Below are 18,400 nucleotides of genomic sequence, written 5' to 3'. Positions count from 1 at the left end.
CTCTAGCCCGCCGGCGGGACGGCTCGGTGATCGGCCGAGCCGGCCACCTGGTCCACGAAGTCGACGATCAGCTTCGCGACGCGGTCGGGCGCCTCGAACATCGGGATGTGCCCGACCCCGTCGAGGTGGCCGAACTCGGTCTCGTCCGGCAGATGTTTGCGGAAGTGGTTGACGAACCGGGGGTGGGGCAGCACCCGGTCCTTCTCGCAGACCACCAGCTTGGTCGGCACGCCGGTCTCCGTGAGCTCCATCAACCCCGGCATGAGCAGCGCCTTGACCAGCAACTGGTAGTAGGCGGCGCAGTGGGTGACGTCGTCGATGATGTCGCGCAGATCGTCGTCGTCGATACCGTGCGGGTAGGCGCTGATCGCGACGAAGGCCAGTTGCCGGGCCCCCGGCAGCCGCGCCGCGCGTTCGCCGAGCAGCTTCGCGACCAGGTAGACGGGCAGACCTGCGACGAACTTGAAGACGATCTCGTACTTGGCCGGCGACCACCGGTGCCATCCGCCGGCCGGGGCGATACCGGTCAGCGAGCGGGCCCGTCCGCGCCGCTCCAGCTCGAAGGCCACCCAGCCGCCCAGCGAGTTCCCGACGATGTGGGCGGTCTCCCAGCCGAGCTCGTCCATGCGGCGTTCCATGTCGTCGGCCAGTTCGGCGGTGTCGAGGAAGAATCGTCCTTTGACGCCGCCGTTGTGGCCCGGCATGGTCGGCGCGTAGACCTCGTAGCGGCCGGTGTCGGCGATCGCCGGCGCCACCTTCTTCCACACGTTCTGCGACATCATGAACGGGTGCAGCAGCAGGATCGGTTCGCCGGATCCGACGTGGATCGGTGCGCGTTCGGTCATGCTGCCCGACATTAAAGGTGATACCGCCGGTACCGCAAGGTGGCCGGTCTGTGCGCGCGGCTAGGGTCTGGCGCCGTGATAGTCAGCACCATCAACGTCAACGGCATCCGCGCCGCGGTCAAACAGCGGTCCACCGAGAACCTCGGGCTGCTGGCGTGGCTGAAGGAGACCAGCGCCGACGTGGTGTGCCTGCAGGAGACCCGAGCCGACGACGACCAACTCGCCGACGCACTGGCTCCCGCGCTGGCCGACGGCTGGCACCTCGCCTCGGCCAGCCCCCATCTGAAGGGCCGCAACGGGGTGGCGGTGCTGTCCCGGCACGCCGTCACCGAACACCGCCGGATGGAGTCCGAGGAGTTCGGCGACCACGGCCGCTACCTCGAGGTCGACACCGGCGGGTTGACCGTGGCGAGCGTCTACGTGCAGACCGGTGAGGCCGAGACCGACCGGCAGCTGGAGAAGGAACGGTTCATGGCCGCGCTCGCGACGCGGATGGCGGAGATCCGCGGTACCGACGCCGTGGTGTGCGGCGACTGGAACATCGCCCACACCGAGAACGACATCAAGAACTGGAAGGGCAACGTCAAGAAGTCCGGGTTCCTGCCGAGCGAACGCCAGTGGCTCACCGATCTCCTCGGCACCGGGTGGGTGGACGTCGTGCGCGCGCTGCACCCCGACGTCGCCGGGCCCTACAGCTGGTGGTCGTGGCGGGGGCGGGCGTTCGACAACGACGCCGGCTGGCGCATCGACTATCAGCTGGCCAGCCCGTCGCTCGCACCGCGGGCCCACATCGCCCGGGTCGAGCGGGCCGACGCCTACGCGCTGCGCTGGTCGGACCACGCACCGGTCACCGTCGAATACTCGTGACCATCCCGCGTGGAAAGATCGAGGCATCATGAACTCCCCAGTCGAGACCCCGCCCGCCGTGCCTCGTGTCGTCTTCTCGGGTGTGCAGCCCACCTCCGATTCGCTGCACCTGGGCAACGCGCTGGGAGCCGTCACGCACTGGACGGCCCTGCAGGACGACTACGACGCCTACTTCTGCGTCGTCGACCTACATGCGATCACCGTGCCGCAGGATCCCGAGACGCTGCGGTACCGCACGCTCGTCACCGCGGCGCAGTATCTGGCACTGGGCATCGACCCGGCGCGCAGCACGGTCTTCGTGCAGAGCCATGTGCCCGCCCACACCGAGTTGGCCTGGGTGCTCGGCTGTTTCACCGGTTTCGGCCAGGCGTCGCGGATGACCCAGTTCAAGGACAAGTCGCAGAAGCAGGGCGCGGACGCAACCACCGTCGGCCTGTTCACCTACCCGGTGCTGATGGCCGCCGACGTGCTGCTCTACGACACCGATCTGGTGCCCGTCGGTGAGGATCAGCGCCAGCACCTCGAACTCGCGCGCGACGTCGCCCAGCGGTTCAACGCGCGGTTCCCGGACACGTTCGTCATCCCCGAGCCGATGATCCCGAAGGCCACCGCGAAGATCTACGACCTGCAGGATCCGACGGCGAAGATGAGCAAGTCGGCGGGAACCGACGCGGGCCTGATCACCCTGCTCGACGATCCGAAGAAGACGGCCAAGAAGATCCGCTCGGCGGTCACCGACAGCGAGCGTGAGATCCGATTCGACCGTGAGCAGAAGGCGGGGGTGTCGAATCTGCTGACGATCCAGGCCGCGGTCACCGGCACCGACGTCGACGTGCTAGTCGAGGCGTACCAGGGCCGTGGGTACGGCGACCTGAAGAAGGACACCGCCGATGCGGTGGTCGAGTTCGTCACGCCGATCAAGAACCGGGTCGACGAACTGCTCGCCGATCCGGCCGAACTCGAGGGCGTGCTGGCGACGGGCGCCGAACGTGCGCGCGACGTGACTGCCAAGACGCTCCAGCGGGTATACGACCGGCTGGGATTCCTGCGCTCGCGGGCATGACGACTGGAGGCTGGTATGGACCAACCGGCCGAACCGGCCGAACCCGGGAAGCTGGACCGGTTGCGGGCCCGATACGGCTGGTTCGACCACGTCATGCGGGCTCAGGAGCGATACAAGGACAGTAAGGGCGACTTCTACGCCGCGGGGATCACGTACTTCACGGTGTTCGCGCTGTTCCCGCTGACCATGGTCGGTTTCTCGATCGGTGGCTTCATCCTGGCGAGCCGGCCCGACCTGCTCGAGAGCGTCGAGAAGCGGATCACCACCGCGGTCTCCGGGGATTTCGGCCAGCAGCTGGTCCAGGTGATGAACGCCGCGATCGACTCCCGTACCTCCGTCGGTCTGATCGGCCTCGCGACCGCGGCGTGGGCGGGTCTGGGCTGGATGGCCAACCTGCGCGAGGCGCTCAGCCAGATGTGGGGTCTGCAGCGGGGTGAGCGCCCGGGCTTTCTGCGCACCAAGCTCTCGGATCTGCTGGCGCTGGTGTCGACGTTCCTGGCACTCGCGGTGACGATCGCGATCACCGCTCTGGGCGACCGCGGGCTCATGCGCAGGATCCTGAAGTGGCTGGCGATCCCCGAACTACCCGGGCTGAGCATCGGGCTGCGGATCGCCTCGCTACTGGTGTCGCTGCTGGTGTCGTGGTTGCTTTTCACGTGGATCATCGCGCGACTTCCCCCGGGAGTCCATCACGCTCCGCAGTTCCGCGCGGGCCGGCCTGCTGGCCGCCGTGGCCTTCGAGGTGTTCAAGCAGCTGGGGTCGGTCTATCTGCGGTCGGTGGTCGACGGGCCTGCCGGTGCGACCTTCGGCCCTGTCCTGGGCCTGATGGTGTTCGCCTACATCACCTCGCGGTTGATCCTGTTCGCGACCGCATGGGCGGCGACCTCGCGGGAGAACATGCTCGAGGAACCGGTGGCACCGCCCAGCCCCGCGCAGATCAACCCGCGGGTGCAGGTGCGCGAAGGTGTCGGCGTGCCGGGCGCGGTGGCCGCCGCGGCGGTGGGCGCGCTTGGCGCCGTTGGGGTTTCGCGGCTGCGTCGGCACTAGTGACCCTGGCTGACCACCTGCAGGCCCACGACGCAGCCGACGATGCCCAGCAAGAGCGCCACCTTGATCACCGACACGCTCTCCTCGCCGCTCGCCAACGAATACGCCACCGTGAGCGCCGCGCCGATGCCCACCCACACGGCGTAACCGGTGCCGACGGGGATGTCGCGCAGCGCATAACCGAGACCGGCCATCGAGATGACCACTGCGACAACGAAGATCACGCTGGGAACCGGGCGGGTGAAACCTTCGGTCTTGCTCAGCGCAACCGCCCACACCGCCTCGAACGCACCCGAGATGATCAGGATCAGCCAGGACACAGCGCACCTCCGAAAGCGCCGTCTTGTCGCTGGCCGGGTACGGTGCCGCTCGTCCGGTGTCAACTGGTGACATGGCCACGGTAGCAAAGCGGTAGCGTCACACCGATGCCGCTGTCGACGCCGTGGTGCCGGGCGATGGGCTGTGAGGTGCCCATCGTCAACGCCCCGATGGGCGGGGCCGCCGGCGGCCGGCTCGCCGCGGCCGTCTCGCGTGCCGGCGGTCTCGGCATGGTCGGGATGGGCAGCGCGGGCACCGCCGAACAACTCGACGCCGAACTGGACGCGCTGGCCGGGCTGGACCGGCCATTCGGCATCGGGCTCGTGCACTGGGTCGTCGAGGCGAGACCGGACCTGCTCGAGCGGGCCCTCTGTGCCCGGCCGGCGCTGCTGTCGGTGAGCTTCGGTGAGGACTGGTCGTGGGTGCGCCGCGCGCAGGAGGTGGGTGCGGCCGCCGTGGCCCAGGTCGGCACCGCCGCCGCCGCGCGTCGGGCGGTCGACGCCGGTATCGACGTGCTGGTGGCCCGCGGCGCGGAGGGCGGTGGCCACGGCGAGCCGCGGGTCGGCACGCTGGCGTTGCTGACCGATCTGCTCGAGCGGTTCGACGTGCCGGTGCTGGCCGCCGGCGGCATCGCATCCGGGCGCGGTCTTGCCGCCGTGCTGGCCGCGGGTGCCTCGGCCGCGTGGATCGGCACCGGGTTCGCCGCGTGCCCCGAGGCGACGACACAACCGGCCGCGCGTGCGGCCCTGGTCGCCGCGGAGGGTGACCAGACGACGCTGACCCGGGCCTTCGACATCGACAGCGGCTACCCGTGGCCGGACCACCTGCCCGAACGCGTGCTGACCGACGGCGCCGGCCGAGCGACGCCGGTCAACGCGGGCCAGGGGGTGGGCATGGTGACGAAGGCGGAGCCGGCGGCCGACCTGATCGCGCGACTGTGCGCGGAGGCCGAGGGGCTGCTGCGTCGCTGGGTCAGTTCTGCGGACGCCGGTTGAGCGAGCGGGCCGCCATCATCAACGCGAACACGACGATGCTGCCGATCACGCCCACCCCGACCCGCACGGGCATGGCGTCGGCGGCGGGCAGCACCGCAGCCGCCTGCGCGGCCGCCTCGGTCTCGGCGGTCTGCGGACTCGGGTCCAGCGACGGATCCGGTTCGATCAGCGATCCCACCTTGGTGCCCTGCGGCAGGCCGAAGCCGTAGTCGAGCAGCCGGGCGGCCTGCTCCCACGGGGCGATCGGCTGCCGGGTGCCGCGCAGCAGCACCGCCACCAGGCGGCGGCCGTCGCGCTCGGCGCCGCCGACGAAGGTCTGTCCGGCGTCGTCGGTGAAGCCGGTCTTACCGCCGAGCGCGCCCGGATAGTTGTAGAGCAGCTTGACGTCGTTCTCGATCGGGTAGGGCGGGTTGCCGTCCCGGCCCGGGAAGTCGTAGGTGCGCGTGGCGACGATCTCGGTGAAAGTCGGGTTGCGCCAGGCGTACCGGTAGAACAGCGCGACGTCGTAGGCCGACGTGCTCATGCCCGGCCCGTCGAGGCCCGACGGGGTGGCCACCCGGGTGTCGCGGCCGCCGAGCTTTCCGGCCAGCTGGTTGAGCTTGAGCAGCGCGGTGTCCATACCGCCGAGTTGCCGCGCCAGGGCGTGGGCGGCGTCGTTGCCGGAGTACATCAGCAGCCCGTGCAGCAGATCGTTGACCGTGTAGAGGCCGCCGACGTCGACGCCGACGCTGGTGCCCTCGGCGGCGCCGTCCTCGGGGGTGCCCGGCACGGCCTTGGCGAGGTTGAGCTCCTTGAGCGACTGGATCGCGATCAGCACCTTGATCACGCTGGCCGGGCGGTGCCGGCCGTGTGGGTCGCGCGCGGCGATCACCTCACCGGTGTCCATGTCGGCGACCAGCCACGCCTCGGCGGACACGTCGGCGGGCGCGGGCGGGGCGCCCGGTGCGGTGATGATGCCGCATCCGGACAGCGCGTCACCGCCGAGCGGGGTGGCGGGCACCGGCAGCGCGACGGGCGGATCCTGTCCGGGCTTGGGCACTTCGGAGGCGTCGACGGCCGGCGGCGTGGTCACGCGGTACGGGCAGGTCGTGGACTGGGGTGCGGGCTGCGCCGCGGCCCCCGGCGCCGCGATCAGTGCGGGCGCGATCAGCACCGACACCGCCGCGGCCAGCGCCGCGACGCGCGTCGAGAGATTCCGTGAGGCGGCCATCACCGCGGAGATTAAGTGATGCGCGGCCCGTTTGCCCGGAGGCTCGCTGTGACGGATGTGGTTCATGTGACTCGCGGGGGCGCCGCGTCGCGCCGAGACTGCTGGAGGATCACGTTCTCGCGCGGATCGGTGATCTCACCGCAGTCTCGGCGTTCAGGGCAGGGCCACGTCGTCGAGTGCGACGTGTGCGAGCGCCGACGCCCCGATGCACCCCATCCACAGCCGTCCGCCCGCCTCGACCAGTCCGGTCACCATGCCGAAGTCCGGATGCGTGGTCCGCAGGCCGCCGACCACGGCGCCGCTGTCCGGGTCGAAGGCCACCGCCCACACCTCGGGTGTGAGTTGCGGGGCGAACCGGTCGGGTAGCAACCACAGCAGCTTGCGCAGCACCGGGGCACGCGGCGCCAACCCCTCCGCGGCGGCGTTGGGCGCCGAGACCATCGCGACCCAGATTCGCCCGTCGGCCCCGGTCGAGAGGTTGTCGGGATAGCCGGGCAGGTGGCCGACCAGCGGCGTGATCGTCCCGGCCTGCGGACCGGTCAGCCAGAACTTCGACAGCCTGCGGCCGAGCGTCTCGGCGAACACCAGCGCCGACCCGTCGGCCGTCACCGTCACACCGTTGGTGAAGTAGAGGCCGTCGGCCAGCGTCGTCACCGTCCCGTCGGGATCCCGGCGGAACAGCCCGCCGCGGCCACGTGCCTCCAGCGCCGCGCCCTTGAAGTACGCATAGGTGAACGCACTCGTCGACTCGGTGAAATAGATTGTGCCGTCGGCGGTTTCGGTGACATTCGAGCAGAACTGCAGGTGTCGGCCCCCGACCGTCTCCACCAGTGGTTCGAACCGGCCGGTTTCGGGGTCGAGCGCGAGCAGCCCACGCGGGCTGTCGCAGATCAGCAGGCGTCCGTCACGGGCCACCGCGAGGCCGAGCGGGCGGCCGCCGGTGTTCGCGATCACCGCCGGCACGCCGCCGTCCGGTGTCAGGCGCAGGATCCGGCCGTCGTCGACGCCCGTGTACAGCCGCCCCGCGGCGTCGACGACCACGTCCTCGGGTGCGTGACCCGGTACGGGCACCACGGTGACCGGCGGGGACGGGAGTGGCGGCAGGTCGTCGACGGGTGGCGGCTGCCAGCGGACCGGGTCGATGGGCGGCTTGCGCGTGAAGGCCACGTCGCCGACGCTACGCGGCGATGCGCCGAGCCTGCTGGCAGATCACGGTATTGCGCAAAACGGCGATCTCCCGGCAGCCTCGGCGCAAGACCGTCAGAGTCGGCGCGCGGCCTCGCTGAGCACGCCGTGCAGGATCTCGTAGATCGCATCGAATTCGGCCTGGCCGCTGATCAGCGGCGGCGCCAGCTGCACCACTGGGTCGCCACGGTCGTCGGCGCGGCAGTACAGCCCGGCCTCCCACAGGGCAGGGGTCAGGAACCCGCGCAGCAGCCGCTCCGACTCGTCGTCGTCGAAGGTCTCCTTGGTGGCCTTGTCCTTGACCAGTTCGATGCCGTAGAAGAAGCCCTCGCCGCGGACGTCGCCGACGATCGGCAGGTCGTAGAGCTTCTCCAGCGTCGCCCGGAACGCCGGGGCGTTCTCCTTGACGTGGTCGTTGAGGCCTTCGCGCTCGAAGATGTCGAGGTTGGCCAGCGCCACCGCCGCGGACACCGGATGCCCGCCGAAGGTGTAACCGTGCCCGAAGGTCGTCTTACCGTCGTTGAACGGTTCGAACAGCCGGTCGCTGGCGATCATCGCGCCGAGCGGGGAGTAGCCCGAGGTCAGACCCTTGGCGCTGGTGATGATGTCCGGCACGTAACCGAAGTCGTCGCAGGCGAACATCGACCCGATTCGGCCGTAGGCGCAGATCACCTCGTCGGACACCAGCAGCACGTCGTACTCGTCGCAGATCTCGCGGACCCGCTCGAAATAGCCTGGGGGAGGCGGGAAACAGCCACCCGCGTTCTGCACTGGCTCGAGGAAGACGGCCGCAACGGTGTCGGGCCCCTCGAACTCGATGGCCTCGGCGATGCGGTCCGCGCAGTACTGCCCGAACGCCTTGACGTCGTGCGCATACGGTTCCGGCGCACGGTAGAAGTTCGTGTTCGGCACCCGGAAACCGCCGGGGGTCGGCGGATCGAACGGCGCCTTGAACGTAGGGATGCCCGTGATGGCCAGCGCTCCCTGCGGCGTGCCGTGGTAGGCGATGGACCGCGAAACCACCTTGTACTTGCCCGGTTTCCCGGTCAGCTTGAAGTACTGCTTCGCCAGCTTCCACGCGCTCTCGACGGCCTCGCCGCCACCGGTGGTGAAGAACACGCGGTTCAGGTCACCGGGTGCGTAATTGGCGATGCGCTCGGCGAGTTCGATCGCGGGCGGGGTGGCGTAGGACCACAGCGGGAAGAACGACAGCGTCTCGGCCTGTTTGGCCGCGGCCTCGGCGAGTTCCTTGCGGCCATGGCCGACCTGGACGACGAACAACCCGGACAGTCCGTCGATGTAGCTGCGGCCCTTGTCATCCCAGATGCGCACACCCTCGCCGCGGGTGATGATCGGCGGGGTGATGCCTTCGCCGTGGCGGGCGAAATGCCCCCACAGGTGCCGGTTGGCTTTCGCCCCGAGTTCGCTCGTGACGGGCTCGGTGATATAGGACTGCGTCATCGTGTTCCCCAATTATATTGCTGCTTAACCAGTTTGAGATATACCAACGTCTCCGTGGATACCACTCCCGGCAGCGCGCGGATCTTCGTGTTCAACAGGTCGAGGAGGTCGTCGTCGTCCTCACAGACCACTTCGGCGATGGCGTCGAACGAGCCCGCGGTGAGCACCACGTAGTCGACCGACGGGATGGCGGCGAGCTTCTCCGCGATCTTCGTCGTATCGCCGGTGCACCGGATGCCGATCATCGCCTGCCGGGCGAACCCGAGTTGCATCGGATCGGTCACCGCGACGATCTGCATGACGCCGGCGTCGACCATGCGCTGGACGCGCTGTCGCACCGCGGCCTCCGAGAGGCCGACCGCCTTGCCGATCCCCGCGTACGAGCGCCGTCCGTCCTGCTGCAACTTCTCGATGATCGCCTTGGACAGCTCGTCGAGCTGGAAGTACGCGCCGGGGCGCGACTGGCTCACGCGCAGCGACACCGGTTGAATGTCGTGCTCACCCTCGGGGTTGGCCATATAGGGCATTGTGCACGGAATCCGTCGTCAGCGGCAACCAGATCGATGAAATCAATCGTTTCGACCGCGACGGTATGCGGTATGCGCAGCAGGGGTGATGTGGGTCCGATAGCGTTGGACCCATGACAGCACTTGCGTCGAACGCCTCGGCGTCCAACTCAGTGGCCAGCAGCTGGATCAATGGTGCGCCGGCGCAGACCGGCGGCGGTTCGTTCCAGATCGTCAACCCCGCGACCGGTGCGGTCGTCACAGAATATGCCCGCGCGGCGAACGTCGACGTGGATGTGGCCGTCGCCGCGGCCCGGGCCGCCCTACCCGGGTGGGCGACCGCGACCCCGGCCGAACGTTCGGCGGTGCTGGCCAAGCTGGCGAAGCTGGCCGACGAGCACACCGACCTACTGGTCGCCGAGGAGGTCAGCCAGACCGGGAAGCCGGTGCGGCTGGCCCGCGAGTTCGACGTGCCCGGCAGCGTCGACAACATCGACTTCTTCGCCGGCGCGGCCCGGCACCTGGAGGGCAAGGCGACCGCCGAGTACTCCGGTGATCACACCTCGAGCATCCGGCGGGAGGCGATCGGCGTCGTCGCGACCATCACCCCCTGGAACTATCCGCTGCAGATGGCGGTGTGGAAGGTGCTGCCCGCGCTGGCCGCCGGCTGCACCGTGGTGATCAAACCCTGCGAGCTGACGCCGCTGACCACGCTGACGTTGGCGCGGCTGGCCGGTGAGGCGGGCCTGCCGCCAGGTGTGCTCAACGTGGTCACCGGTTTCGGCGCCGACGTGGGCACCGCACTGGCGGGGCACCCCGGGGTCGACCTGGTGACGTTCACCGGGTCGACGGTCGTTGGCCGCAAGGTGATGTCGGCGGCCGCGGTGCACGGGCACCGCACGCAACTCGAACTCGGCGGCAAGGCCCCGTTCGTGGTGTTCGACGACGCGGACCTCGACGCCGCGATCCAGGGAGCGGTCGCCGGTTCGCTGATCAACTCCGGCCAGGACTGCACGGCCGCGACGCGCGCGATCGTCGCGCGTGATCTCTACGACGACTTCGTGGCCGGCGTCGCCGAGGTGATGGGCAAGATCGTCGTCGGCGATCCGGAGGATCCCGACACCGACCTGGGTCCGCTGATCTCGACGGCCCACCGCGACAAGGTGGCGGGCATGGTGTCGCGCGCCCCGGCCGAGGGCGGTCGCGTCGTGACCGGCGGGACGATCCCCGATCTGCCCGGTTCGTTCTACCGCCCGACCCTGATCGCCGACGTCGGCGAGCAGTCCGAGGTGTACCGCGAAGAGATCTTCGGTCCGGTGCTCACGGTGCGCTCGTTCACCGACGACGACGATGCGCTGCGTCAGGCCAACGACACCGATTACGGGTTGGCGGCCTCGGCGTGGACGCGTGACGTCTATCGCGCGCAGCGGGCGTCCCGTGAGATCGACGCCGGTTGCGTGTGGATCAACGACCACATCCCGATCATCAGCGAGATGCCGCACGGCGGCGTGGGCGCATCAGGCTTCGGCAAGGACATGAGCGACTACTCGTTCGAGGAGTACCTCACGATCAAGCACGTGATGAGCGATATCACCGGGGTGGCCGAGAAGGAGTGGCACCGGACGGTGTTCAAGAAGCGAAGCGGATTGAACCATTAGCTCCGTCAAGAAGCGGAGCGGATTGAACCATTAGCTCCGTCAAGAAGCGGTAGTCAGCAGTCGAGGTGGACGATCGCGGTCGAGACGATCTTGTTGGCGACCGCGAGCGAGGCGCCCGAGTACTTGAGATGCTGCTGCACCATCGGGACGATGTCCGATGAGCCCATACCGCTGCGGGCGGCCCGGCAGGCCCAGTACCCCTCTCTGAGCAGCTGGTCGGCGGTCAGGAATGCGAACTGCGACTGCAATTCGAGCAGCGGACCTTCGTTGGCGGCCGCCGGGGGTGCGAGTCCCAGGGCTGCCGCCGCGGCGAGGATCGAGCCGAGGAACGGGCGCACCATGGTGACCTCCGACGTTCAGTACCGCTGGGTCTCCACTGGATTCTCACCCGCCGACGTGCCGAAACATCGAAGATCCGGCGAATTGTCGGCCGGCCGCCACGTCAGCCGGTTCAGCGCCCAGGCCGACGGGACCGCGAACAGCAGCGTCAGCGCGAACAGACCGGCCAGCGAACCGCCGAACAGCGGCCAGTCCAGCGCATGGATGAGGACGGCCATGACGAGGACGTGCAGCAGGAACAGCTCGTAGGAGACCTCACCCAGCCATGCGACCGGTCTGCAGGACAGCGCCCGCCGGTACCAGCCGCCAGTCCTAGCCGGTGCGCCGAGGGCCAGGGGCGCGACCGCGAGCGTGGCGATGCACGCGTACAGCAAATTCTTCATCAGCGGCGCCCACAACGGCATCGGCCCCATCGTCATCTCACCCGCCACCGGCGTGCTGACGACGAGGAAGAGCAGTATCGCCAGCGGTATCGCCACCGCGGCGCGGCAGCGGACGCCCATGCGCTGCAGGGTCGCCAACGCCATGCCGCCGGCGAACCAGTCGAGATGGGCCGGTAGCCACATCCCCGCGGAGTTCGGCAGCCACTCCGTCGTGTGGACGACGGTCAACCACACCGGGCTCACCGCGGCCATCGCCACCAGGCCGCCCAGTAGGCGCACGGGGCGCCACGTCCTGCGGCACCACACCACCCAGAGCAGGTACGCCAGCAGCGGCAGGGCGACGTAGAACGACACCTCCACGGCCAGGCTCCATGTCTGCGACAGGCCGTGGTGCAGATACGTGAACAGATAGTCCCCGGTGTAGATCTGCGTGAGCGTGAGATGGCGCGCCAGCCCCGCCCAACTCTGGCCGGGTGTCTCCTCGACGGTCCAGAGCGCGAAGACGAGGTAGGCCAGCAGCACGGTGACCAGATAGGCGGGCAGGATGCGCCGCGCGCGGCGCCGCGCGTACCGGTCGACGGACGGTCCGGGCATGCCGGTGGCGGCCGCGCGTACCCACGGGCGGAACAGCAGGAAGCCGGACAGGACGAAGAAGATCGCGACACCGATGTCGAGACGTGCGTAGACGGTCCCGAGGTAGCCGTGCGGCAGCTTGCCCGTCGCGAACGCCGCGTGGGTGCCCACCACGAGAAGCGCCGCGATGCCCCGCAGACCCGTCAGCGACGCCACCCGATCGGCGGGTGCGGCGACGGGGCCGGCGTCGGCGGCCGGCGCTGACTGTGGGAGCACCAGGTGACGCTACTGGATCCACTGTTTCGTTTCCTGGACAACCGCTGTGCGGGGGCTGAGCAGACGGCCAGAATTCGCCGGCGGCTCCGCTCCTACACTCGGCCCTATGACCGCGAGTGCGCGGATCGACGAGTTCGAGAGCCTGCGACCGTATCTGCTGTCGGTGGCCTACCGCCTGACGGGTTCGGTGACCGATGCCGAGGACGCCGTGCAGGATGCCTGGCTGCGGTGGGATGCGCTGGGGGAGGACCGGTCCGGCATCGCCGATCTGCGCGCGTGGCTGACGACGGTGGTCAGCCGCATCGGCCTCGACCGGCTGCGGTCGGCCGCCCGGCGACGGGAGACCTATGTCGGCGAATGGCTGCCCGAACCCGTCGTCACGGGCTTTGACCGCACCGATCCGTTGTCGGCGGTGGTCGCCGCCGAGGACGCCCGGTTCGCGGCGATGGTGGTGCTCGAACGGTTGACCCCCGACCAGCGGGTGGCGTTCGTCCTGCACGACGGCTTCGCGGTGCCGTTCACCGAGATCGCCGGCGTCCTCGGGGTGAACCCCGCCGCGGCCCGTCAACTCGCGTCGCGGGCCCGCCGGGCCGTCGCCGATGCCGAGGCGCCCGCCCGCGACCCGTCCCACGACGAGGCCGTGGGCCGGCTGATGGCGGCGATGGCGGCGGGTGACATGGCCGCCGTCGTCGAACTGCTGCACCCCGACGTCACCTTCACCGGAGACTCGAACCGCAAGGCGCCCACCGCTCCTCGCGTCATCCACGGCGCCGACAAGGTGGCCAGGTTCGTCTTCGGGCTGGCCCGTCGCTACGGTCCGCGGTTCTTCGAGGCGGGCGACCTCGTACTCGTCAACGGCGACCTCGGGCTCTACACCGCGGGCCTGCCCGCCGACGGTGAGTGGCCCGCGATGGCGCCGCGCATCCAGGCGCTGACCGTGCGCGACGGCAAGGTGTGCGCGATCTGGGACGTCGCCAACCCGGACAAGTTCACGGCGTCGCCTCTTCGTCGGTAGCGCGCTCTTCGCGCAGGCGCTCATCGGTGACCCAGGGCACCCTGCAGGCATCGGCACTGAACCCCTGCTCGGTGATGCCCAGCGCCGCATACATCCGGGCTCGCATGTTCTCCACCCCGATCTGGTAGGTCAGCTCGATCACCCCGGCCTCCCCGAACCGGCGGCGCAGATCGGCCACCTGGTCGTCGGTGACGGTGTGGGGGTCTGTGGTCATCGCGTCGGCGTAGGCGATGGCCGCTCGCTCGTCGTCGGTGTAGCGCGGTGAGGTGGCGTAGTGGTCGATGTCGGTGAGCCGGTCGACGTCGAGGCCGTCGAGGCGCTGCAGCATCGCACCGAAGTCGACACACCACGAACAGCCGACGGTGCGCGCGGTCCAGAACACCGCGAGCTCACGGACGCTGGCCGGCAGGACCTTCGAACCCGACTGCAGCAGACCTTCGTGAACGACGTTGGCGAGCATCAGCCGCGGATGGTGGGCGGCGACGGCGAACGGTTCGGGCACCTCACCGAAGCGGCGTTTGGCGACCCGGTAGAGCGCCCTGGTGAACAGCGACGCACGCTGAGGCGGAACGGGTTCGATGCGTGATGTGGAAGTCATACATTGCAGACGAGACGGCCCGCCGAATTGTGACAGCAATTGTCACGCCTCCGCGACGGGTCGATCCAAGCAGGGGTCGACACTCGAGTCGGGGCGATCCGGGTCAGTTCCACGTAGACAAGGAGTCGCAGACATGACCGTCGAGAGAATCGTTGCGGGAGGCATCGTCGCCGGCATGCTGACCGCGGCCGCAGAGGGCGCGGGCTTCCGCGCGTGGGGCTTCTGGCTGTTCGGCGTGTTCATCCCGGTGATCATCATCTAGCGCGCACAAGGGTTGAGTGCCCGGCCGTCGGCGGGTAATGAAGGGGGGTGCAAGAGCAGACGACGCTGCCCAACCGCGGGGCGGTCTACGGTGCCCATCTCCGATCGAGTGCGGTGGTGGCGGTGCAGTTCATCGCGGTCGCCGCCGCGTTGTGGGTGCTGGCGTGGGTGGTGGGCAAGGCGTGGGTGATCCTGCTGCCGGTGGTGCTGGCGCTGATCGTCTGCACGGTGCTCTGGCCGCCGGTGCGTTGGCTGCGAGGCAAGGGTGTGCCCCCGGCCGCGGCGGTGCTGCTGATACTGCTCGTCGCTCTCGGCCTGTTGAGTGGTCTGGTCGCCGCGGTGGCGCCGGCGATCGTCGAGCAGTCCACCGAACTGGCGCAGCAGGCGACGGCGGGTGTCGTCCAGGTGCGCGACTGGCTGGGCGGCCCACCGCTGGACATCAGTGAGGCGCAGCTGGACTCGGCGGTCACCGCGATCACCGATCGGTTGAACTCGAGTAGCGCACAGATTGCGTCCGGGGTGTTCACCGGCGTGGGCGCCGCGACGTCCGCGCTGGTCACCGCGTTCACCGCGATCGTCGTCACGTTCTTCCTGCTCAAGGATGGACCGCGGTTCATCCCGTGGTTGCGCCGTACGGTCGGCAATCCGGCCGCGCCGCACGTCGCCGAGGTTCTCGAGCGGGTCTGGTCGACCCTGGGCGGTTTCATCCGCACGCAGGCGCTGGTCAGCCTGGTCGACGCGGTGCTCATCGGGGCCGGCCTGGTGATCCTCGGCGTGCCGTTGGCGTATGCCCTCGCGATCATCACCTTCATCGGCGGGTTCGTGCCGATCGTCGGCGCGTTCGTCGCCGGTGGGCTGGCCGTGCTGATCGCGCTGGTGTCGAACGGTCCGGTGGACGCGCTGATCGTGCTGGGGATCATCCTCGCGGTCCAGCAGTTGGAGGGCAACGTCCTGCAGCCGTGGCTGCAGTCGAAGTCGATGAAGCTGCACGCGGTGATCGTCCTGCTGGCCGTCACCCTCGGCGCCTCGACCTTCGGCGTCATCGGCGCGTTCCTGGCCGTCCCGGTGGCGGCTGCGGCGGCGGTGATCATCCGCTACTACGACGAGCAGGTCAGCGCGCGGTCCGGCGAGACGCCGGCGTCCGAGCAGGAATCCGAGGAGGCCGAGGAGTCGGCGTGACCCCCCACAACGCCGAAACTGCGGGGAGATCGCGAATCTGTCGATTTCCGCGATCTCCCCGCAGTCTCGGGGGAGCCGTGGTCAGCGCGCGAACATCAGCGCGCGCTTGACCTCCTGGATCGCCTGGGTGATCTGGATGCCGCGCGGGCAGGCCTCGGTGCAGTTGAACGTCGTGCGGCAGCGCCACACACCGTCGGCGTCGTTGAGGATGTCGAGACGCTCGGCCGCACCCTCGTCGCGGCTGTCGAAGATGAACCGGTGGGCGTTGACGATCGCCGCCGGGCCCACATAGCTGCCCTCGGTCCAGTAGATCGGGCAGCTGGTGGTGCACGCCGCGCACAGGATGCACTTGGTGGTGTCGTCGTACCTGGCCCGGTCGACCTGGCTCTGGATGCGTTCCTTGGTCGGCTGGTTACCGCTGGTCATCAGGTACGGCTTGACCGCGCGGTAGGCGTCGAAGAACGGCTCCATGTCGACCACGAGGTCCTTCTCCACGGGCAGGCCGCGGATCGGCTCGATGGTGATGGTGAGCTGCTTCTTCGGGTTCTTCGGCAGCATGTCGCGCATCAGCACCTTGCACGCCAGCCGGTTGACCCCGTTGATGCGCATCGCATCCGAGCCGCACACGCCGTGCGCGCAGGACCGGCGGAACGTCAGCGTGCCGTCGAGGTACCACTTCACGTAGTGCAGCAGGTTGAGCAGCCGGTCGGTGGGCAGGCACGGGACGCGGAAGCTCTGGAAGCCGGCGTCGTCAGGTGCCTCCGGGTTGAACCGGGCGATCTTGAGCGTCACCATGACCGCGCCCTCGGGCACCGGCGGTGTGGTCGCTTCGTTCTTCTCGATTGCAGGTGCGCTCATCAGTACTTCCGCTCCATCGGCTCGTAGCGGGTCTGCACCACGGGCTTGTAGTCCAGGCGCACGTCGGAGAGCAGGTCGGTGCCCTCCTTGTAGGCCATGGTGTGGCGCATGTAGTTGGTGTCGTCGCGGTTCGGGTAGTCCTCGCGCGCGTGGCCGCCGCGGGACTCCTTGCGGTTGAGTGCACCGACGACGGTGACCTCGGCCAGTTCGAGCAGGAAGCCGAGTTCGATCGCCTCGAGCAGGTCGCTGTTGTAGCGTTTGCCCTTGTCCTGCACCGTGATTCGCGAGTAGCGCTCCTTGAGCGTGTGGATGTCGGTCAGCGCCTGCTTGAGGGTCTCCTCGGTGCGGAACACCGCGGCGTTGTTGTCCATCGACTGCTGCAGCGCACCGCGGATGTCGGCGACGCGCTCGTTGCCGTGCTCGGAGAGGATGTCGCCGACCCAGTTGACCACCATCTCGGCGGGCCGCTCCGGCAGGTCGACGAAGTCGTGGCCCAACGCGTAGTTCGCGGCGGCGATCCCGGCCCGGCGGCCGAACACGTTGATGTCGAGCAGCGAGTTGGTGCCCAGCCGGTTGGCGCCGTGCACCGACACGCAGGCGCACTCGCCGGCGGCGTAGAGACCCGGCACGATCGTGGTGTTGTCGCGCAGCACCTGACCGTGCACCGTGGTCGGGATGCCACCCATGACGTAGTGGCATGTCGGGTAGACCGGTACCAGTTCCTTGACCGGGTCGACACCCAGGTAGGTGCGGGCGAACTCGGTGATGTCGGGCAGCTTCGCCTCGAGGACGTCCTCGCCGAGGTGGCGCACGTCGATGTAGACGTAGTCCTTGTTCGGTCCGGCGCCGCGGCCCTCGAGCACCTCGAGGACCATCGAGCGGGCGACGATGTCACGCGGGGCGAGGTCGACGATGGTCGGCGCGTAGCGCTCCATGAACCGCTCGCCGTCGCCGTTGAGCAGGCGACCGCCCTCACCGCGCACGGCCTCGGAGATGAGGATGCCGAGGCCGGCCAGACCCGTCGGGTGGAACTGGTGGAACTCCATGTCCTCCAGCGGCAGACCCTTGCGGAAGACGATGCCCAGCCCGTCACCGGTCAGCGTGTGCGCGTTGGACGTCGTCTTGTACATCCGGCCCGAACCGCCGGTGGCGAACACGATCGCCTTGGCGTGGAAGACGTGGATGTCGCCGGTCGCCAACTCGTAGGCGATCACGCCGGTGGCCACCGGGCCGCCGGGGGTCTCGGTCAGCGTGATGTCGAGGGCGTAGAACTCGTTGAAGAACTCGACGTCGTGTTTGACGCAGTTTTGGTACAGCGTCTGCAGGATCATGTGGCCGGTGCGGTCGGCGGCGTAACACGCCCGGCGCACCGGGGCCTTTCCGTGGTCACGGGTGTGCCCGCCGAACCGGCGCTGGTCGATGCGGCCCTCAGGGGTGCGGTTGAACGGCATCCCCATCTTCTCGAGGTCGAGCACCGCGTCGATGGCTTCCTTGCACATGATCTCGACGGCGTCCTGGTCGGCGAGGTAGTCGCCGCCCTTGACGGTGTCGAAGGTGTGCCACTCCCAGTTGTCCTCTTCGACGTTGGCCAGCGCGGCGCACATGCCGCCCTGGGCGGCGCCGGTGTGGCTGCGGGTCGGGTACAGCTTGGTCAGCACCGCGGTGCGGGCGCGCGGACCTGCCTCGACCGCGGCGCGCATACCCGCGCCGCCGGCCCCGACGATGACGACGTCGTAGCGATGTTCAATCAACATGTGAGCCG

At 69.1% G+C, this 18,400-nt stretch carries 17 protein-coding genes, 2 pseudogenes and 1 riboswitch; of the genes and pseudogenes, 8 read left to right on the top strand and 11 right to left on the bottom strand.

Annotated elements, in window-relative coordinates; translation table 11 throughout:
- Positions 1–2 precede the first annotated feature (2 nt).
- Entirely contained in the window at positions 3–845 is an 843-nt protein-coding gene (locus G6N49_RS17080) for an epoxide hydrolase EphH (protein ID WP_179967766.1), read from the bottom strand.
- 75 nt (positions 846–920) lie between these two features.
- Here G6N49_RS17080 and G6N49_RS17075 point away from each other — a divergent pair, with 75 nt between their 5' ends.
- The 3 genes and pseudogenes from G6N49_RS17075 to yhjD all read left to right on the top strand — a co-directional run bounded on the left by G6N49_RS17075 (position 921) and on the right by yhjD (position 3,823).
- Positions 921–1,712: an exodeoxyribonuclease III gene (locus G6N49_RS17075; protein ID WP_011854908.1), complete on the top strand. Its 792-nt coding sequence runs from the start codon at positions 921–923 to the stop codon at positions 1,710–1,712.
- Positions 1,713–1,740: 28 nt separating this feature from the next.
- Positions 1,741–2,775, top strand: coding sequence for a tryptophan--tRNA ligase (trpS, locus tag G6N49_RS17070; RefSeq protein WP_011854909.1), 1,035 nt, complete (start codon positions 1,741–1,743; stop codon positions 2,773–2,775).
- Positions 2,776–2,790: 15 nt separating this feature from the next.
- Positions 2,791–3,823, top strand: a pseudogene (gene yhjD, locus G6N49_RS17065) (inner membrane protein YhjD).
- On the opposite strand, the gene G6N49_RS17060 reads toward yhjD, so the two are convergent.
- On the bottom strand, positions 3,820–4,143 hold the full coding sequence (locus tag G6N49_RS17060) for a DMT family transporter (protein ID WP_011854911.1): 324 nt from the start codon (positions 4,141–4,143) through the stop codon (positions 3,820–3,822). The pseudogene yhjD and the gene G6N49_RS17060 sit on opposite strands and share 4 nt — an antisense overlap.
- Positions 4,144–4,155: 12 nt before the next feature.
- A riboswitch (guanidine-III (ykkC-III) riboswitch) is annotated at positions 4,156–4,219 on the bottom strand.
- A gap of 29 nt (positions 4,220–4,248) precedes the next feature.
- Here G6N49_RS17060 and G6N49_RS17055 point away from each other — a divergent pair.
- Entirely contained in the window at positions 4,249–5,136 is an 888-nt protein-coding gene (locus G6N49_RS17055; RefSeq protein ID WP_011854912.1) for an NAD(P)H-dependent flavin oxidoreductase, read from the top strand.
- On the opposite strand, the gene G6N49_RS17050 is transcribed toward G6N49_RS17055, so the two are convergent.
- The 4 genes from G6N49_RS17050 to G6N49_RS17035 form a co-directional block, all read right to left on the bottom strand.
- Complete coding sequence (locus G6N49_RS17050) at positions 5,114–6,346, bottom strand: D-alanyl-D-alanine carboxypeptidase family protein (RefSeq protein ID WP_011854913.1); 1,233 nt, start codon at positions 6,344–6,346, stop codon at positions 5,114–5,116. The genes G6N49_RS17055 and G6N49_RS17050 overlap by 23 nt on opposite strands.
- 153 nt (positions 6,347–6,499) lie before the next feature.
- Complete coding sequence (locus tag G6N49_RS17045) at positions 6,500–7,513, bottom strand: SMP-30/gluconolactonase/LRE family protein (protein ID WP_011854914.1); 1,014 nt, start codon at positions 7,511–7,513, stop codon at positions 6,500–6,502.
- A gap of 93 nt (positions 7,514–7,606) precedes the next feature.
- On the bottom strand, positions 7,607–8,992 hold the full coding sequence (locus G6N49_RS17040) for an aspartate aminotransferase family protein (RefSeq protein WP_064917581.1): 1,386 nt from the start codon (positions 8,990–8,992) through the stop codon (positions 7,607–7,609).
- Positions 8,989–9,510 (bottom strand): Lrp/AsnC family transcriptional regulator, encoded by a 522-nt coding sequence (locus G6N49_RS17035; RefSeq protein ID WP_041310050.1) that lies wholly within the window; start codon positions 9,508–9,510, stop codon positions 8,989–8,991. The genes G6N49_RS17040 and G6N49_RS17035 overlap by 4 nt, the downstream gene beginning before the upstream one ends.
- 122 nt (positions 9,511–9,632) lie before the next feature.
- Between G6N49_RS17035 and G6N49_RS17030 the strand changes: the two genes are divergently transcribed.
- On the top strand, positions 9,633–11,156 hold the full coding sequence (locus tag G6N49_RS17030; protein ID WP_064917580.1) for a gamma-aminobutyraldehyde dehydrogenase: 1,524 nt from the start codon (positions 9,633–9,635) through the stop codon (positions 11,154–11,156).
- Between the two features lie 53 nt (positions 11,157–11,209).
- Here G6N49_RS17030 and G6N49_RS17025 read toward each other — a convergent pair whose 3' ends face one another.
- Positions 11,210–11,497: a DUF732 domain-containing protein gene (locus tag G6N49_RS17025; protein WP_064917579.1), complete on the bottom strand. Its 288-nt coding sequence runs from the start codon at positions 11,495–11,497 to the stop codon at positions 11,210–11,212.
- Positions 11,498–11,512: 15 nt separating this feature from the next.
- A complete protein-coding gene (locus G6N49_RS17020) occupies positions 11,513–12,730 on the bottom strand; it encodes an acyltransferase family protein (RefSeq protein WP_407665059.1) in 1,218 nt (405 codons plus the stop codon).
- Positions 12,731–12,833: 103 nt separating this feature from the next.
- Between G6N49_RS17020 and G6N49_RS17015 the strand changes: the two genes are divergently transcribed.
- On the top strand, positions 12,834–13,742 hold the full coding sequence (locus tag G6N49_RS17015) for a sigma-70 family RNA polymerase sigma factor (protein ID WP_083045299.1): 909 nt from the start codon (positions 12,834–12,836) through the stop codon (positions 13,740–13,742).
- On the opposite strand, the pseudogene G6N49_RS17010 reads toward G6N49_RS17015, so the two are convergent.
- Positions 13,717–14,373, bottom strand: a pseudogene (locus G6N49_RS17010) (carboxymuconolactone decarboxylase family protein); the annotation flags it as partial. The gene G6N49_RS17015 and the pseudogene G6N49_RS17010 sit on opposite strands and share 26 nt — an antisense overlap.
- A gap of 100 nt (positions 14,374–14,473) precedes the next feature.
- Between G6N49_RS17010 and G6N49_RS29720 the strand changes: the two are divergent.
- Both G6N49_RS29720 and G6N49_RS17005 read left to right on the top strand, forming a co-directional pair.
- Positions 14,474–14,602 carry a hypothetical protein gene (locus G6N49_RS29720; RefSeq protein ID WP_268793814.1) on the top strand — a complete coding sequence of 43 codons (129 nt, stop codon included), beginning with the start codon at positions 14,474–14,476 and terminating at the stop codon, positions 14,600–14,602.
- Positions 14,603–14,649: 47 nt separating this feature from the next.
- A complete protein-coding gene (locus tag G6N49_RS17005; RefSeq protein ID WP_011854921.1) occupies positions 14,650–15,780 on the top strand; it encodes an AI-2E family transporter in 1,131 nt (376 codons plus the stop codon).
- Between the two features lie 81 nt (positions 15,781–15,861).
- Here G6N49_RS17005 and G6N49_RS17000 read toward each other — a convergent pair whose 3' ends face one another.
- Both G6N49_RS17000 and sdhA read right to left on the bottom strand, forming a co-directional pair.
- Entirely contained in the window at positions 15,862–16,638 is a 777-nt protein-coding gene (locus G6N49_RS17000) for a succinate dehydrogenase iron-sulfur subunit (protein ID WP_011854922.1), read from the bottom strand.
- Positions 16,638–18,392: a succinate dehydrogenase flavoprotein subunit gene (gene sdhA, locus G6N49_RS16995; protein ID WP_083045300.1), complete on the bottom strand. Its 1,755-nt coding sequence runs from the start codon at positions 18,390–18,392 to the stop codon at positions 16,638–16,640. Before sdhA ends, G6N49_RS17000 begins: the two co-directional genes overlap by 1 nt.
- Positions 18,393–18,400: the final 8 nt, after the last annotated feature.

Source organism: Mycolicibacterium monacense (assembly GCF_010731575.1).
Taxonomy (GTDB): domain Bacteria; phylum Actinomycetota; class Actinomycetes; order Mycobacteriales; family Mycobacteriaceae; genus Mycobacterium; species Mycobacterium monacense.
Note: the sequence above shows the minus strand (reverse complement) of the source record. Positions and strands in the feature narration are given on the sequence as shown.

Coding starts and splice junctions, on each gene's coding strand:
- G6N49_RS17050 (WP_011854913.1), bottom strand. CDS start 6,346: ATGGCCGCCTCACGGAATCTCTCGACGCGCGTCGCGGCGCTGGCCGCG.
- G6N49_RS17080 (WP_179967766.1), bottom strand. CDS start 845: ATGACCGAACGCGCACCGATCCACGTCGGATCCGGCGAACCGATCCTG.
- G6N49_RS17025 (WP_064917579.1), bottom strand. CDS start 11,497: ATGGTGCGCCCGTTCCTCGGCTCGATCCTCGCCGCGGCGGCAGCCCTG.
- G6N49_RS17040 (WP_064917581.1), bottom strand. CDS start 8,992: ATGACGCAGTCCTATATCACCGAGCCCGTCACGAGCGAACTCGGGGCG.
- trpS (WP_011854909.1), top strand. CDS start 1,741: ATGAACTCCCCAGTCGAGACCCCGCCCGCCGTGCCTCGTGTCGTCTTC.
- G6N49_RS17055 (WP_011854912.1), top strand. CDS start 4,249: ATGCCGCTGTCGACGCCGTGGTGCCGGGCGATGGGCTGTGAGGTGCCC.
- sdhA (WP_083045300.1), bottom strand. CDS start 18,392: ATGTTGATTGAACATCGCTACGACGTCGTCATCGTCGGGGCCGGCGGC.
- G6N49_RS17015 (WP_083045299.1), top strand. CDS start 12,834: ATGACCGCGAGTGCGCGGATCGACGAGTTCGAGAGCCTGCGACCGTAT.
- G6N49_RS29720 (WP_268793814.1), top strand. CDS start 14,474: ATGACCGTCGAGAGAATCGTTGCGGGAGGCATCGTCGCCGGCATGCTG.
- G6N49_RS17035 (WP_041310050.1), bottom strand. CDS start 9,510: ATGGCCAACCCCGAGGGTGAGCACGACATTCAACCGGTGTCGCTGCGC.
- G6N49_RS17000 (WP_011854922.1), bottom strand. CDS start 16,638: ATGAGCGCACCTGCAATCGAGAAGAACGAAGCGACCACACCGCCGGTG.
- G6N49_RS17030 (WP_064917580.1), top strand. CDS start 9,633: ATGACAGCACTTGCGTCGAACGCCTCGGCGTCCAACTCAGTGGCCAGC.